The organism is Sphingobium sp. UBA5915 (assembly GCF_002431195.1).
In the GTDB taxonomy this organism is placed as follows: domain Bacteria; phylum Pseudomonadota; class Alphaproteobacteria; order Sphingomonadales; family Sphingomonadaceae; genus Sphingobium; species Sphingobium soli.
In genome coordinates, this window is the sequence record NZ_DJDV01000058.1 from 1 (window position 1) to 12809 (window position 12809).

Genomic DNA, 12809 nt, shown 5'->3' on the forward strand with positions numbered 1-12809 from the left:
GGGCCGATGACGCCGACGATGCCGCCGGGGGGCAGCATGAAGGACAGGTCTTCAAACAGCAGCTTGTCGCCATAGGCTTTGGAAATCCCCTTGGCCTCAATCACCTTGCCGCCCAGACGTTCAGGCACCTGGATAACGATCTGCGCCTTGCCGGGCGCGCGATTTTCCTGGGAGGCTACGAGCTGTTCGAACTTGGCGATACGCGCCTTGGACTTGGTCTGGCGGCCCTTCGGCCCCTGCCGGATCCATTCCAGCTCGTCGTTAATGGCCTTCTGGCGGCCGGTCGCCTCGCGGTCTTCCTGCTCCAGACGCTTGGCCTTCTTCTCCAGATAGGTGGAGTAGTTGCCTTCGTAAGGGAAATATTTTCCGCGATCGAGTTCCAGGATCCAGCCCACGACATTGTCGAGGAAATAGCGGTCGTGGGTGATCATCAACACCGCGCCGGCATATTCCTTAAGGTGATTTTCCAGCCAAGTGACGCTTTCGGCATCCAGGTGGTTGGTCGGTTCGTCGAGCAGCAGGATGTCCGGCTTCTGGATCAACAGACGGGTGAGCGCGATGCGGCGCTTTTCACCGCCGGAAAGGCTTTCGACGCCCCAATCGGACGGCGGGCAGCGGAGCGCTTCCATCGCGATTTCCAGCTGGTTGTCCAGCGTCCACCCATCGGCGGCGTCGATCTGTTCCTGCAAGGTGCCCATTTCTTCCATGAGCGCATCGAAATCCGCGTCCTCCGGCGGATCGGCCATGATCATGCTGATCTCGTTGAAGCGATCCAGCTTGTCCGCCATTTCGCGCGCGCCGTCCTTCACATTTTCAAGGACAGTCTTGTTCGGGTCGAGTTGCGGCTCCTGCGGCAGATAGCCGACGGTGATATTTTCACCCGGCCAGGCCTCGCCCGAAAAATCGGTGTCGATTCCGGCCATGATCTTCATCAGGGTCGATTTGCCCGCGCCGTTGGGGCCGACAATGCCGATTTTGGCGCCGCGATAAAATTGCAGGTTGATCTGATTGAGGACCGGCTTCGCCGCGCCGGGGAAGCTCTTGGTCATGCTCTTCATGACATAGGCATATTGCGATGAGGCGGACATGGGTGCGCGCTGCTCCGAAAGTCTAAGGTAGGAAAAAAGCGGATTGGAAAATTTGCGCCGGGTTAGCGGACGCGGAACATATTGGCAAATAGGGGAAGGCCCGTTACCCCTCCACCCATGCAGAAAATCCGATCGGGCACGCTGGCCGCCCTGCTCCTTGGCAGCATTTTCACCCCTTCCCTGTCTCTCGCCGCGCCTGCGGACAATGACGTGATTCGGGAGGCGGCGCTAAAGGACGATGTGGCGTGGGACTTCACTGAAGGGCTGACGACCGAAGTCGGCCCCCGCCCGGCCGGCACACCGCAGGAAGCGCGTGCGCGCGACTGGGCGGTGGCAAAGCTCAAGGCATTGGGCTTTTCCAATGTCCGCGCCGAACCCTACACCATGCCTGTCTGGGTTCGCGGACAGGACGAGGCGCGCATCCTGTCGCCCTTCCCGCAAAATCTGGTGCTTGCAGCGCTGGGGAACAGCGGATCCACGTCGGACAAGGGTATCGAGGGCGAGATCATTTACTTCCCCAGTATCGATGCGCTGGAAGCGGCGTCGGCCGCCAGCCTGAAGGGCAAGATTGCCTTTGTCGACCATGGGATGGGGGCCACGCAGGATGGCTCTTCCTATGGCTATTATGGTGCCGCGCGTCGCCAGGGGCCCAGCATCGCGTCCAAAAAGGGCGCGATCGCCATCCTGATCCGATCGATCGGCACTGATCATCATCGCGTGCCGCATACCGGGGTACAGATGTGGGCTGACGGAGCCACGCCGATCCCGGCCGCCGCCTTGTCCGTGCCGGACGCCGAGCAACTGGTGCGGGTGGTGAAGCGGGGCCAGCCGGTGAAGGTTCACCTGACGCTCACGTCGAAAATGTTGAAGGATCAGCCGTCGGGTAACGTCGTCGCCGAAATTCCCGGCAGCGATCCGGCTGCGGGCGTGGTGGTGGCGGCCTGTCACCTCGACAGCTGGGATCAGGGCACGGGCGCGATCGATGATGCGACCGGCTGTGGCATTGCGGCCGCCTCCGCCCTTCAAGTGGCCAAAGCCGGCCAGCCTCGGCGGACCATTCGCGTGTTGATGGCAGGCGCCGAGGAAGTTGGCGGTGACGGCGCTCGCGCCTATTTCAAGGCCCACGGAACCGAGCGTCACGCCTTGGCAATGGAATCGGACTTTGGCGCCGATCGCGTCTGGCGCGTCGATTTCAAGCTGCCGCAGGGGCATGATGACCTGGCCAAGCGGATTGCCATGGCGCTTGCCCCATTGGGTATTGGCGCCGGGCGGCAGGAGGCAGGTGGTGGCGCCGACATTGCGCCGCTGGTGAAGGCGGGCGTTCCGGTCATCGACCTGCAGCAGGATGGCACACGCTATTTCGACCTGCACCATACGCCTGACGATACGCTCGACAAGGTGGACGTCGCCCAGTTGCGACAGAATGTCGCAGCGTGGGCAGTGACGTTGAACCTGGTCGCCAATGCGGCAGAAAGCATGAGCGCTAACTGAACTTTTATAGTAGACAACACCCCGTCGTGTGATTCTGCCACTTCACCGACTTAGAAAAGCATTGATTTGTGCAGCGCACACGTTAATGCGGGTCGCTCGCGTAGGGTCACTCTGTAACGTGCCAGACGCGGCATAATGCTATGGGAGCCGTACACAATGAAGAAGATCGCTGTTGTTTTCGCTTCGGCCAGCCTGATGGCCCTCGCCGCTTGCGGTGAGAAGCCGGCCAACGAGACCGCGAACGCTTCGAACGCTGTCGTCGAAAACGTTGTCGAGAACGCCATGAACGCTTCGGACAATGCGATGGACGCCGCGAATGTCGCCGACAACGCCGCGATGAACGCGATGAACGCTTCGAACGCGATGTAATCTTCGCATTAGCGAGATTTCAGAAAGGGCGGGTCCTTCGGGGCCCGCCCTTTTTCATGGCGTGATCCGGGCGTCGGGCGCGAAGCCGTGCCCTGGCAAATGTCGTAAAAGACATTCCGGTGAATTTTTTCCAACTGATGATCTTTCATGGAAGATCGATTGACGGACCGCTCGTTTCCCGGCTAGGGGCCACGCAGTCGGGGAGTGGCGCAGTCCGGTAGCGCGCCTGCTTTGGGAGCAGGAATACTATGCCGCATCATTGGCTGATTTCCTAGCTTTTTCTGCCGTTTCATTTTCCGGTTCGGGACTATTCCGGGACTCGGTTGCAGCGAGCATCGCCCGCACATCTTCCTCCAGCGCATGAGCATATCGGGCAGTGGTTTTGATATCCTTGTGGCCTAGCAGCTTCTGGACGCCACGGAGATTGCCGCTGGCGCGCAGGTTCCGGGTTCCGGCTGTGTGGCGGTTGTCGTGGAACCGATAATTGTCGATCCCGGCGTCCTTGAGCGCCTTCTTCCACTTCCGTGCCCAGCCCAATTTGCTGAACGGATATCGCTCACCCTTGATGCGCCGGGGACGGTCATCGCGCGGCGGCGAATCACGCTCGGCAACATAGGTAAAAACCTGCGGGCATCCTTTCGGCTGCGCCTTGATGATCGCCACCATCCGCGGCGTCAGTGGAAAGCTATGCGGCTTTCCGCCCTTGGCCCAAACCTTTGCCCGCGCCTCCTTGAAGTCCACATCGACCCAGCGCATAGCGATCAACTCGCTGCGCCTCTGACCCGATAGGATGGCGAACTCGACCAGCGGCTTGAGGCTATCGGGCAGATGCTCGAACAGCCGGCGCTCCTCCTCCGCGGTCAATTCGCGCTCGCGCTCGACCGGCTCGGGAAGGATCAGCTTCTTCCATTTGATGTCAGGCGCTTCGTGACGGTCCGCGCACCAGTTGACGACACGCCTTAGAAGGGTCGTCTCCCGATTGACGCTGGCGTTCTTAACGTCCGCCCGGCGCCTGGCGATATAGTCGTCCATGGCGGTGACAGTGATGTCATGAAGCATCACGTTGCGCCCAAGCCCGCGGACCAGATTGCCGAGCTGATAGAGTTCGGTGTAGTGGTTTTTGTGGAACTTTCCGACGCGATCAAACCAGAGGTCGCAAGCCTTTTCCAGGGTAATGGCTGGCTTGGACTTCTCACCTAGCGCCGCCTTCCGTCGCTCTTCGGCCTCGAATCGCTCCGCATCGCGCTTGGACGTGCAGCCAGTCGATCCATGATACCGACGACCTTGGAATTGGAAGTCGAACTGGTAGAAGCGGCTTTTGGCTGGTTTGTAGAGCGACATGGCGGATTGTCCTGGCGGCGCTGGGATGCGAGATATTCCGCGCAGTCCTCTGGCGTGTAAAATACTTTCCGCGGCGATGGGCGGATATAGCGGATCATCCCGGCGGCGCGCAGGCTACGGAGCGTGCGCGGCGAGACGTGGAGGGCTTTAGCCGCTTCCTTTTCGGTCCACAGTGTCAGGCTCTCGTTGCCCATCACCCCTCCTTCGCCGCGCGGATCATGGCGGACGCAATCATGGCTTGGGTTCCTTGTGCTGGAGGGCGGCGTTAATAGCAGAATAATCAGTGAGGTCGGTCAGAGCCATCGCCTCTGCATCGTCGCCACACATGAGCGCCCTTTCAATTTGGCCGATGCGTTCATGCAACTCCGCTATCTGCGCCTCCAGGGTGCGGGTTGCGCGGCGAAGGCGATAGACCTCTGGCATGTTCGGGAGGTCGTGATTGCTCTCGACCCCGAATTTCTCAGCCTGTTTGATAGCGCAAGGCCCGCAGCGCGCAGTGTCGCCATATTCCCAGCACGCGCCCGGCGTCGGACAAATTCCCTCGACATCATCGCGCCAGAGCAGCCGTTGCGGATCTGACAATCTGCGGCGCTCGCGGTCACTCACCTCAACCTGCATGGTCTGATCCTTTCTGACGGATGGCGTAGAGGGTGATCTTTTCCAACCCAAGCGCTTCCAAAACTTGCGGTTCAGCGGCCCGCTCACCACGGACAAGCTGGCGCATCCTCTCTGGATGCAGGCCATAGTGATCGGCTGCGGCCTTAATGGTGGGGAACGGACAACCCTCGCCTATCTGGCTAGCCATCATCGGTTGCAGAAGCCGAGCGTCAAACGCACCTCTCATGCGGAGGTCGTCGAATAGATCGCGGAATATAGGCTCACTCGCCATGACACCCCTCCCCGATCTCGGAATTGGGTTCGGCGGAGGTGGCTAGGCGGTGAGGTAGACCAACTTTCTCACTAGTCGCGTTGAACTTGCGAGCGGTCGCCTCTGCCAAATCAACACCCATCCGCCGCGCCAACTTATCAAGGCAGATCAGCACATCGCCGCACTCGTCGGCGAAATCCTCTGGTGCAGCCCTTGATCCGCGCCAGCCCCTTTGCTCGCGTTCCAGTTTTTTGACGACATTCAACAGTTCGCCCACTTCGCCGCCTAGTTCGAGAGCATCGAACATAATCCCGGCGTCGTTGCTGACAGTGAGATACGGGTGCGGTCGAGTAAATCTATGCTCCTGCTTATCGAATGGCGGCGAGCAGAAGTTGTTATAGCCGGAGTCATCCGCGCTCGGCCTGTCTTTTCCGCAATGCTCGCAAAGCATCATCGGCTGTCTTGCCCATACGTCATAGCGTTCGGTATTGACCCGCCGCAGTTGGGTGAGAAAATCGTCGCTCACTTCTCTTCCCCCTGCGCTTGAGCATCGGACGCGCGCGAGTTCGAATATCGGCCTTCCTCCCAGCCGTCCGCCCAATCATCGTAGAAGATCGTGCCGCGCTGGCGATTGTTGCGGTCGCTCGGAAGGCCGGCTTTGCCAGCCTTGTTACCGGCAACCCATGCTTGCTGGCGTCGATAATCGCTCACGCTTCACCTCCATCGGCATCGGGGGATTTGGTGGAGGCGAGGATCGAAAGACATGCGTCAATGCCGGATATGACCATCCGCAGTTTGTGACGCCAATCTTCCCCCTCCCCAGCAACAGCAGCGGGCGGGTGGGCGTAGAGGGGGATTATCGTCGGCTTCATTTCCTCAAGCCACGGCTCATTCACCTCCGTCAAATCGACGCGAGTGCAGGAGCGTCCCGCGTTCCACCAGAATTTGAGATAGGCTTTTGGTTCCTCCCCCGCCCCGTCATCGGATCGCGAGAGGGTGGCGAGAGCATCGGCCGCAATATCTATCATCTGGAACACGTTGAGGAGCGGGTGACTATACCGCCCGCTGTTCGCGATCCTCTCCAGCGCCTCAACCAGCTTGTCATTCTGCATGGGGGTTCTCCACAATTCTAAGGGGCAATGGCGGCCTTTGATCCGGCTGCACGTCATCCACCAGCCGATCGCGGTAGCCGTGCTGGACTTCGCAGGTCGGGCAGATCATGCGATGGCTTGCCGGGCCTCCGCACTCGACGAACTGGTCATGGCCGTGGTGGCGGGTCATGAGCGCTCTCCGTATGCGCGGATAATTGCCTCAGCGACTTCTTGCGCAGTTTGCTGTTTTGCATCGCCCACAGCGCCATTTGCGCAGAGCTTCTGCTATCCGGTATCTATCCCACTGGTTTAACGGTATGCTCTTGCCGTCTACGGCCGCCGTAATAGTATCCAGCCAGTCCGATACCGTGGCGCGCAGTTTGGCGTTATAAAGGCGGTCACGATCTTGTTTTGACCAATCCCTATACAGGTCGCCGATGATAGTGTCGGCAAGCATAGTCCCAGCGCTTGCCTTTCGGAAAGGCCACCACCAAGACGCAAACAGGCGAAAGTGCCAAGTCGGCCAGTTGCCCTCCACGAAATAGAATATGCTGCAAAAAGCAGAGGTCAGTGCGAAGAAAGCCCCGCCCATCACAACAAAAAGACACAGCAAAAACATCACCGCCTCCCCACAGGCATGATCCACTGCCGATGCCCACGCATCCGCTCGACACGTTCACGCGGCGGGTTTGTCATCAGGGCCAGCGTCTTGGCGCGCAGTTGCTCGCGCTCGCGGTTCATCTCTGTCATCATAAATCCCTTTCCCCTCGCCACATAAAGCCAGAATGGCGAGGGTGTTGCGCTCTGGCGCCGGGTTAAGAGTGGGTGGCGGGCTGCTTCGCCGGCGCATCGCCCCTCGCAATCGCCGCCATGCGCTTGACAGTCGCGTTCGCGCCAGGGGTGGCCTGGGCGGCAATGCGTTCGAGGCGGTCGCGATAGCTGAGGATCGTGTGGCCGGATTCACGACCGCAATGGCGTGAGTAATCAAGGCTGGCCTTCAACTCGCGGATCTTCGCAATCGCGTCGCTCACCTGATGCGCCAGCGACCGACCCCTGATGCCTTCACGATCCAACAGCCGCGCCGCGTCATCAATGACCGCATCCGCCTTCGCGACAATCCGGTCATGCTCCTTCACCGTCATCAGTCCTAGAAATGCCATGGTGTTTCTCCCTATGCTGCGAGTTCGTCAGACAGCACGATCCCATGACGCGCTGCGTATTCGTGGATGGTGTCGATCAGAGCGCTGAATTGCTCCTTGGATAGCCGGGACGATCGGAACCCGACCGGCACCATGCCCTTGCCGTCCAGCGCCATTTCGAAGCGCTGCGAATGGTCTAGGGCGTGGAGGAAAAGCGACTTCCACACGTCAGGGGTGAGCGTCCGCCCCTCTGGCTTGGCGCGGCTGATTTCCGACAAGAGCGCCCACATAAGGGCGTTTTGATCGACGGTCCGGCGCGCCGCCCGAATGTTGAGAACAGCGCCTTGCGGGGCTTGTTCGATCAGTCGGTGCGCCTGCATCCGCGTGTAGTCACTGCGCAGGATGATGGTGTGTCCGTCAGGCACGGCTATCCTCCCATGCCCTGCGACCTGGCCAAGCGTTCCAATAGGCTTTCGACGCCTCCAGGGCATCGATGCGGAAATTGTCTTCGAAGGTCTGCCAGCCCCAATTGTGCTGCGCCCGGTGATGAGCAGAGCAAAGCGGGATGGCGTATCGGTCAGCGACCTTGATCCCGACGCCCTTGCCGCCCGCATAATCAACGTGTGCGGCTTCGATCCGGCCTTCGCACCCGCCCTTGTCGCAAAGCAGGCAGTTGCGACCGCGAAGCCACTGGAGGAAGGATGGAGCGCGCAGATAGAAATCAGCCTTGTGGCTGTTCTTCTTGCGCGGTGCGAAGGCGGATGACCGGAGCATCAATCGAAGCCCGGCACGTAATCATCATCGAAGCCGGGGATGAACCCTTCATCGCCCTTGCTGTAGCCACCGCCCTGCCCGCCCTGTTTGGGCGCATCGAGCATGGTCAGGACAGCGCCCGGTCCCTGCAACACAACTTCCGTGCTGTAGCGATCGTTACCGCCTTGGTCCTGCCATTTGCGGGTGCGCAGCTGGCCTTCGATATAGACTTTGGACCCCTTGCGCAGGAAGCGTTCGGCGACGCCGACCAAGCCTTCGCCCATGATGGCGATGCTGTGCCATTCCGTCCGCTCCTTGCGATCGCCGGTCTGGCGATCCTTCCAGCTTTCGGACGTGGCGATGCGAAGATTGGCAAGCTTGCCGCCATTCTGGAATGACTTGATCTCAGGATCGGCGCCGAGATTGCCGACGATGATGCACTTGTTGACGCTGCCAGCCATTATGCTGCCACCTTCTCTTCGCGGAAATGGAAGCCGGGAACACCGGCAAGGCGATGCGCCTCAATGCGGGCGTCACGGTCCGCCCAACGCTGGATCAGTGCGTGAAATTCATCCATGAAGGCCGGGTTCTGCTTGTAGTGCCCGTAAGCGAGCGCCCAGCTGTTCGGAGCATCGACCAGATCGGCGTGCCAGATCGAACGAAGGCCTACGGCGCGGACACCCTGCCCGGCGCTGACCTTCACCTTTTCCTTGGCGACACCATCAGCTTCGCGCAGCAGTGCCTTCGCCCCGGCTAGGGCGTCCTCCGCTCGGTCCATGACCGCAAGATCGGTAGTTTCCTTCGCCTCTTCGCGAAGAGCGAAGGCCTCCTTGGCGGCAATCAGCGCGGCATCAGCTGCGGCTTTCTCACGCGCCTTTCGCTCTTCTTCTTGCTTCGTCAGCCATGCCGTGGACAACCGGCCAGTGGCTGCGATGGCCTTCGTCAGGCTACCATCCGGCGTGCCCTTCAGCCCCTTCGCTACATATCCGTTGTTCCAGGACTGAATTTCGGTGATAGCATCATTGTGCGGCTTTTTCTCGGTAGCCGCATTGTCCTTCACCAGTTCGGCGGCCTGTTGCAACGATCGGTGAAGCTTGCCGACCTCTGCCGCCTGCCCTTCGGTTTCAATCGCGACGCCATCGGCCCAATTGGCTACCTCGGTAAGCAGATCCGAGACATGGACATCAATTGCTTCCCGCCCTGACACCTTAACCGCCGGCTCTTCCGGGGGCTGGTTATCGCCGACGACGGCACGCGAGTTGCCCGAGCCTTCCGCCTCCAGCTTGGCGATATGCTCGGTAAGCGCCTTGATTTCTTCAATCCGCTCGGGGCTTTCCCGGTTCAACTTCTTGAGCGCGTTGGTGGCGTATGGGAATGGCATGGTGGCGATCGGGACCGCCCCTTTGCTCGACAGATACATCGTCATTGTCGGTCCTTTCAGTAAGGGATTTCGTCGGCAAGCTCTTCGGAGCGCTGCGGATTAACGGGCTGCTTTTTGGCAATCCGATCATTCAGAGATTTCATCGCGGCAGCGAAATGGGCTGCGGGAAGATCGCGTGCGTTGCTGACCCCAGACGGGGCAAGGAACCTCGCGGGATCGACGCCGGCTTCGCGCATCTTGTCCTCAAGCATCAGTTCCTGTTCGGGGCTGAGTGTTTCTGCCTGCTGACGGCGAGATTCTGTCTTGCGGTCTTGCGTCGGAGCTTCGGTAAAATAGGCATCCTGGACGCTGTCGAAGCCTTCCAGCGGAACCTCTTCGGCAGGGGTTGTCGAAAGGCCGGCGTTCATCATAACAACGACATGCGCAAAGGCAGACCGGCACGCCCTGCTAATCGCGCGAGTTTGCGCCATCGCGCGGATCGCATAGTCCGCCCGCTTGGGCATTTCCTTGTCGAACCAGACTTTTTCGCCGCGCTTCTGGCCCCATTTCCATGAGCGCATGGTTCCGCCATACCAAGTAGGCTCGTCTTCACCGACGAAGCCTTCAGCCTCGGCGATAACCGCGCCATCGGACATGCGGCGAACCTCGCCGATGGCGCGAACGCCGCCCTCAACCTTTTCGACAGCCCGAGCCGACGCAGTGCATCCATGGGCGATGGCGATGGCCTGCCAGCCCTCTACACAGACATAGTTTCGGTCGCCCAGCTTCTTCGCGGTGTTGACCACGATGTCCTTGCAGAGGCTCGCCGCGTCAGTGGAGGCACGATAGGCGTCAACATTGGTTTGAGGATGGATAGGGACAAGCGCATTCATTGCTCGTTGCCTTTCGGTTGATAGAAGGGATCGGGATCGTTCCGGCCTGCCTCAGCAGCAGCGACGATCCAGGCGACAGGGATAGAAGCCCGGCAGGGGCGAGACGGGGACCGGCTCGACGGCGCAGCCGCGACAGCCCGACCCGAAGGGGTCGCCCGGCTCATGAGAACACCACCCAAGCCATCGCAAAAACGATCCCGGCAGAAACAATCGCCTCACCTGGCGTCATGCGCTCAAACGGGCCGGGGTAGCGGAGGGCGGATAGGATGCGGGTCATCAGAAGCCTCCCATCAGCTGGTCACGGCGGCTCTGCGCGCGCCATTCTTCCGCATCGGCGGCATCCTCGTCCCAATCAGCCAAGCATTCGGCGATCAGTTCGTCAGTCGCCTCGTAGTCGTCGGGAAGCGGGCATCCCTCGATCACCTTGATATCGTCAATTTCGACGGTCGCGGGTTCGGGCGGGTCGATATGGTCGCCGCAAAAGCCTTTGTGGCCAGTGTAGCTGACGCCAACATAGGCTTCGCATTCACCGCCCTGGCTGCCATGCCACATGATGCTGGTCTTCAGATATCCCATCACTAAGCCCCCACCTTCTTGATCGCCGCAGCCACGGAAATCACATCGTGGCGCAGGGCATCGTTGAACTCTTCGACAGCATCCCACTGGGCATCGGTCATTTCCGAAAGGCCGATCATGGAATGGTCGCAAATGGCTTCTTCGCGGACGCCCTCAATGATCGCGTAGAGGCTGGCGCTGGCCTTCTCGATGATGGGCCATGCTTTCTCAAAGGTGCGCTTGTCCGCCTCGCACAGGTCGTGCTCCGTGGCGTAAAGGCCCAACCACGCACGGATAACCGGAGCAGCGCTGGCGACCCACTGGTTTGCCCGATCAGCAGCATGCTCAAGGGATTGGGTGGCGTTCATAATCATTCCACCCCTCCCACGCTGGTATCAATGGGGTCGAGGTCGGTGGACTTGGCGCGCTCGGCCAGCATGGCGTCGGCGATGGCATATGCCTTGGCGGCAAAAAGCTGTTCCATGCTGGAGACGCCGTCGGGATAGCCAAAAGCCGCATCACCGGCGCACTGACGAACGACCGCGCCAACCGCCTGACCAGCGAACCAGTCCCGCAGGGTCATCCCGGGCCTACCCTCATAGGCGTTGAAATCGCCCGGCACTTCGGGAAACGCACTCGGATTATCCATCTCAAATCTCCTTCTGCTGGGCGATCAGGCGGCGATCGACGCGGGGCGGTTGCCAAAAATCAGCCCGCGCAGCCGGTCATATTCGGCGCGATCGTCGCCATCGTTCAGGTTGAAAATCGCTGGCTTGGCAGACGCGGCGTCAATCACCTTGTCGACACTGTCGAGGACGCCGGCAGCCAAAGTGCGACCATCGCGACAGGCCTGCGCGTCGGCCAGAAGCGGGTTCAGGTAATCGTTGCAGATGGCGTTGAGGCGCTGATACCGCCAGTCCGCGTCATCGTAGCAAAGCCATTCGTCGCGAGTGTTGTAATAGCCGCGTTCGTGTCGGATGCACTTAACCGGCGCGCTCGCAATGCCGCGGAGGATCGCCAGTGCTTCGGGTTGCTGGTGCCAGGGAGCCATCTGTCCAATCTCCTTCGGGTGATCCCGGTTGGTGAGATTGGTTGTCACAGATTGTGATGGTGGCGTCAAGCGGAAATATCACATTTTGTGATTTGCCTGCTCACAGTTCGCGAATCGCAGCCTCTCAAGGCGCGATCGTAGGCGTTTTTCTTAGCTGTAGGAAAGTGGTGTGGCGGTTTTAGCCGTCAGTGCCGGTGCGAACCAGCGCCTTGGCGACTTCGGCGAGCTGGCGGCGCTGCCCAGGGTCAGCATTCATCCAGATTTCAAGGATATCTGTAGGCAGGCTGTTCGGATCGTGGTCAAGCAAATGGCCCGGACTAATCTTCAAGGCGTCCGCAAGCCTGCGCAGCCATTTTGCGGATAGGCCTCGCTCGCCGCTTTCGAGATAGCCGATCATGTTCGCGTTGGTGCCGACCTCTGACGCAAGCTCTGCCTGCGTCAGCTTACGGTATTCCCGCCACGCCCGAAGATGGTTCGGGCCGCCATTCTTCGACTGATCGTCCATGGTCACAATATGCCATGGCTGCAAAGCTGGGTCGCCACACAGGCTGTGACATTTAGCTCTTGCCTTCAAAGTCACAATCTGTGACAAGGGCTCATGAGCAACGCACCCAGCGCACAATCCATCTGCGAGGCCGTTGGCATCAGCCCGTCCTATGCGAACAAGATCATCGGCGGGCATCGCGTCCCGCCTGTCAGCCTGGCCATCGCTATCTATCGAAAGTTGGGCTGGCGTCACCAGACGATCGCAAAGATGCGCGACGACGATATCAAGGTGCTTGAGCGCCATAATCCATGGACGCCCCCCGC

The 12809-nt window shown here is 60.2% G+C and carries 22 protein-coding genes and 2 pseudogenes; 2 read left to right on the forward strand and 22 right to left on the reverse strand.

The annotated features are described in order from the left end of the window. Positions 1-1088: ATP-binding cassette domain-containing protein (locus B2V90_RS10065; protein ID WP_293921055.1), on the reverse strand; the 1088-nt coding region annotated here is incomplete at its 3' end. 117 nt (positions 1089-1205) lie between these two features. On the opposite strand from B2V90_RS10065, the gene B2V90_RS10070 reads away from it, so the two are divergent. Together B2V90_RS10070 and B2V90_RS10075 are read left to right on the forward strand one after the other, a co-directional pair. Beyond that, entirely contained in the window at positions 1206-2579 is a 1374-nt protein-coding gene (locus tag B2V90_RS10070) for a M28 family peptidase (protein ID WP_228222487.1), read from the forward strand. 156 nt (positions 2580-2735) lie between these two features. After that, complete coding sequence (locus tag B2V90_RS10075; protein WP_009821667.1) at positions 2736-2948, forward strand: hypothetical protein; 213 nt, start codon at positions 2736-2738, stop codon at positions 2946-2948. Positions 2949-3194: 246 nt separating this feature from the next. On the opposite strand, the gene B2V90_RS10080 is transcribed toward B2V90_RS10075, so the two are convergent. From B2V90_RS10080 to B2V90_RS10175, 21 genes and pseudogenes are all read right to left on the reverse strand, one after another. Continuing rightward, a complete protein-coding gene (locus tag B2V90_RS10080) occupies positions 3195-4289 on the reverse strand; it encodes a tyrosine-type recombinase/integrase (protein WP_293921057.1) in 1095 nt (364 codons plus the stop codon). A gap of 29 nt (positions 4290-4318) precedes the next feature. Further along, positions 4319-4483, reverse strand: a pseudogene (locus tag B2V90_RS23145) (helix-turn-helix domain-containing protein); the annotation flags it as partial. A 37-nt stretch (positions 4484-4520) separates the two neighbouring features. Further along, positions 4521-4907, reverse strand: coding sequence for a hypothetical protein (locus B2V90_RS10085; RefSeq protein WP_293921058.1), 387 nt, complete (start codon positions 4905-4907; stop codon positions 4521-4523). Next, entirely contained in the window at positions 4897-5178 is a 282-nt protein-coding gene (locus tag B2V90_RS10090; protein ID WP_293921060.1) for a hypothetical protein, read from the reverse strand. Before B2V90_RS10090 ends, B2V90_RS10085 begins: the two co-directional genes overlap by 11 nt. After that, positions 5168-5683: a hypothetical protein gene (locus B2V90_RS10095; RefSeq protein WP_293921062.1), complete on the reverse strand. Its 516-nt coding sequence runs from the start codon at positions 5681-5683 to the stop codon at positions 5168-5170. Before B2V90_RS10095 ends, B2V90_RS10090 begins: the two co-directional genes overlap by 11 nt. Continuing rightward, a complete protein-coding gene (locus B2V90_RS10100; RefSeq protein WP_293921064.1) occupies positions 5680-5868 on the reverse strand; it encodes a hypothetical protein in 189 nt (62 codons plus the stop codon). Before B2V90_RS10100 ends, B2V90_RS10095 begins: the two co-directional genes overlap by 4 nt. Beyond that, complete coding sequence (locus B2V90_RS10105; RefSeq protein ID WP_293921066.1) at positions 5865-6269, reverse strand: hypothetical protein; 405 nt, start codon at positions 6267-6269, stop codon at positions 5865-5867. The genes B2V90_RS10100 and B2V90_RS10105 overlap by 4 nt, the downstream gene beginning before the upstream one ends. Next, complete coding sequence (locus tag B2V90_RS10110) at positions 6259-6438, reverse strand: hypothetical protein (RefSeq protein ID WP_293921068.1); 180 nt, start codon at positions 6436-6438, stop codon at positions 6259-6261. Before B2V90_RS10110 ends, B2V90_RS10105 begins: the two co-directional genes overlap by 11 nt. A gap of 30 nt (positions 6439-6468) precedes the next feature. Continuing rightward, positions 6469-6867: a hypothetical protein gene (locus tag B2V90_RS10115; RefSeq protein ID WP_293921070.1), complete on the reverse strand. Its 399-nt coding sequence runs from the start codon at positions 6865-6867 to the stop codon at positions 6469-6471. After that, positions 6867-7001 carry a hypothetical protein gene (locus B2V90_RS10120; RefSeq protein WP_293921072.1) on the reverse strand — a complete coding sequence of 45 codons (135 nt, stop codon included), beginning with the start codon at positions 6999-7001 and terminating at the stop codon, positions 6867-6869. Before B2V90_RS10120 ends, B2V90_RS10115 begins: the two co-directional genes overlap by 1 nt. 62 nt (positions 7002-7063) lie before the next feature. Next, positions 7064-7390 carry a hypothetical protein gene (locus B2V90_RS10125; RefSeq protein ID WP_293921074.1) on the reverse strand — a complete coding sequence of 109 codons (327 nt, stop codon included), beginning with the start codon at positions 7388-7390 and terminating at the stop codon, positions 7064-7066. A gap of 29 nt (positions 7391-7419) precedes the next feature. After that, a complete protein-coding gene (locus tag B2V90_RS10130) occupies positions 7420-7812 on the reverse strand; it encodes a recombination protein NinB (RefSeq protein ID WP_293921076.1) in 393 nt (130 codons plus the stop codon). Continuing rightward, positions 7805-8161, reverse strand: coding sequence for a hypothetical protein (locus B2V90_RS10135; RefSeq protein WP_293921078.1), 357 nt, complete (start codon positions 8159-8161; stop codon positions 7805-7807). The genes B2V90_RS10130 and B2V90_RS10135 overlap by 8 nt, the downstream gene beginning before the upstream one ends. Positions 8162-8205: 44 nt before the next feature. After that, positions 8206-8601: pseudogene (ssb, locus tag B2V90_RS10140) on the reverse strand (single-stranded DNA-binding protein); the annotation flags it as partial. Continuing rightward, positions 8601-9566 (reverse strand): hypothetical protein, encoded by a 966-nt coding sequence (locus B2V90_RS10145; protein ID WP_293921080.1) that lies wholly within the window; start codon positions 9564-9566, stop codon positions 8601-8603. The pseudogene ssb and the gene B2V90_RS10145, both read right to left, overlap by 1 nt. Before the next feature lie 11 nt (positions 9567-9577). Continuing rightward, positions 9578-10156, reverse strand: a complete 579-nt coding sequence (locus B2V90_RS10150) for a hypothetical protein (RefSeq protein WP_293921082.1) — start codon at positions 10154-10156, stop codon at positions 9578-9580. 513 nt (positions 10157-10669) lie between these two features. Then, entirely contained in the window at positions 10670-10969 is a 300-nt protein-coding gene (locus tag B2V90_RS10155; protein WP_293921084.1) for a hypothetical protein, read from the reverse strand. A gap of 2 nt (positions 10970-10971) precedes the next feature. Continuing rightward, entirely contained in the window at positions 10972-11322 is a 351-nt protein-coding gene (locus tag B2V90_RS10160; protein WP_293921086.1) for a hypothetical protein, read from the reverse strand. After that, entirely contained in the window at positions 11319-11597 is a 279-nt protein-coding gene (locus tag B2V90_RS10165; protein ID WP_293921088.1) for a hypothetical protein, read from the reverse strand. Before B2V90_RS10165 ends, B2V90_RS10160 begins: the two co-directional genes overlap by 4 nt. 24 nt (positions 11598-11621) lie before the next feature. After that, complete coding sequence (locus B2V90_RS10170; RefSeq protein ID WP_293921091.1) at positions 11622-11999, reverse strand: hypothetical protein; 378 nt, start codon at positions 11997-11999, stop codon at positions 11622-11624. A 178-nt stretch (positions 12000-12177) separates the two neighbouring features. Further along, positions 12178-12789: a helix-turn-helix domain-containing protein gene (locus B2V90_RS10175; RefSeq protein WP_293921093.1), complete on the reverse strand. Its 612-nt coding sequence runs from the start codon at positions 12787-12789 to the stop codon at positions 12178-12180. Positions 12790-12809: the final 20 nt, after the last annotated feature.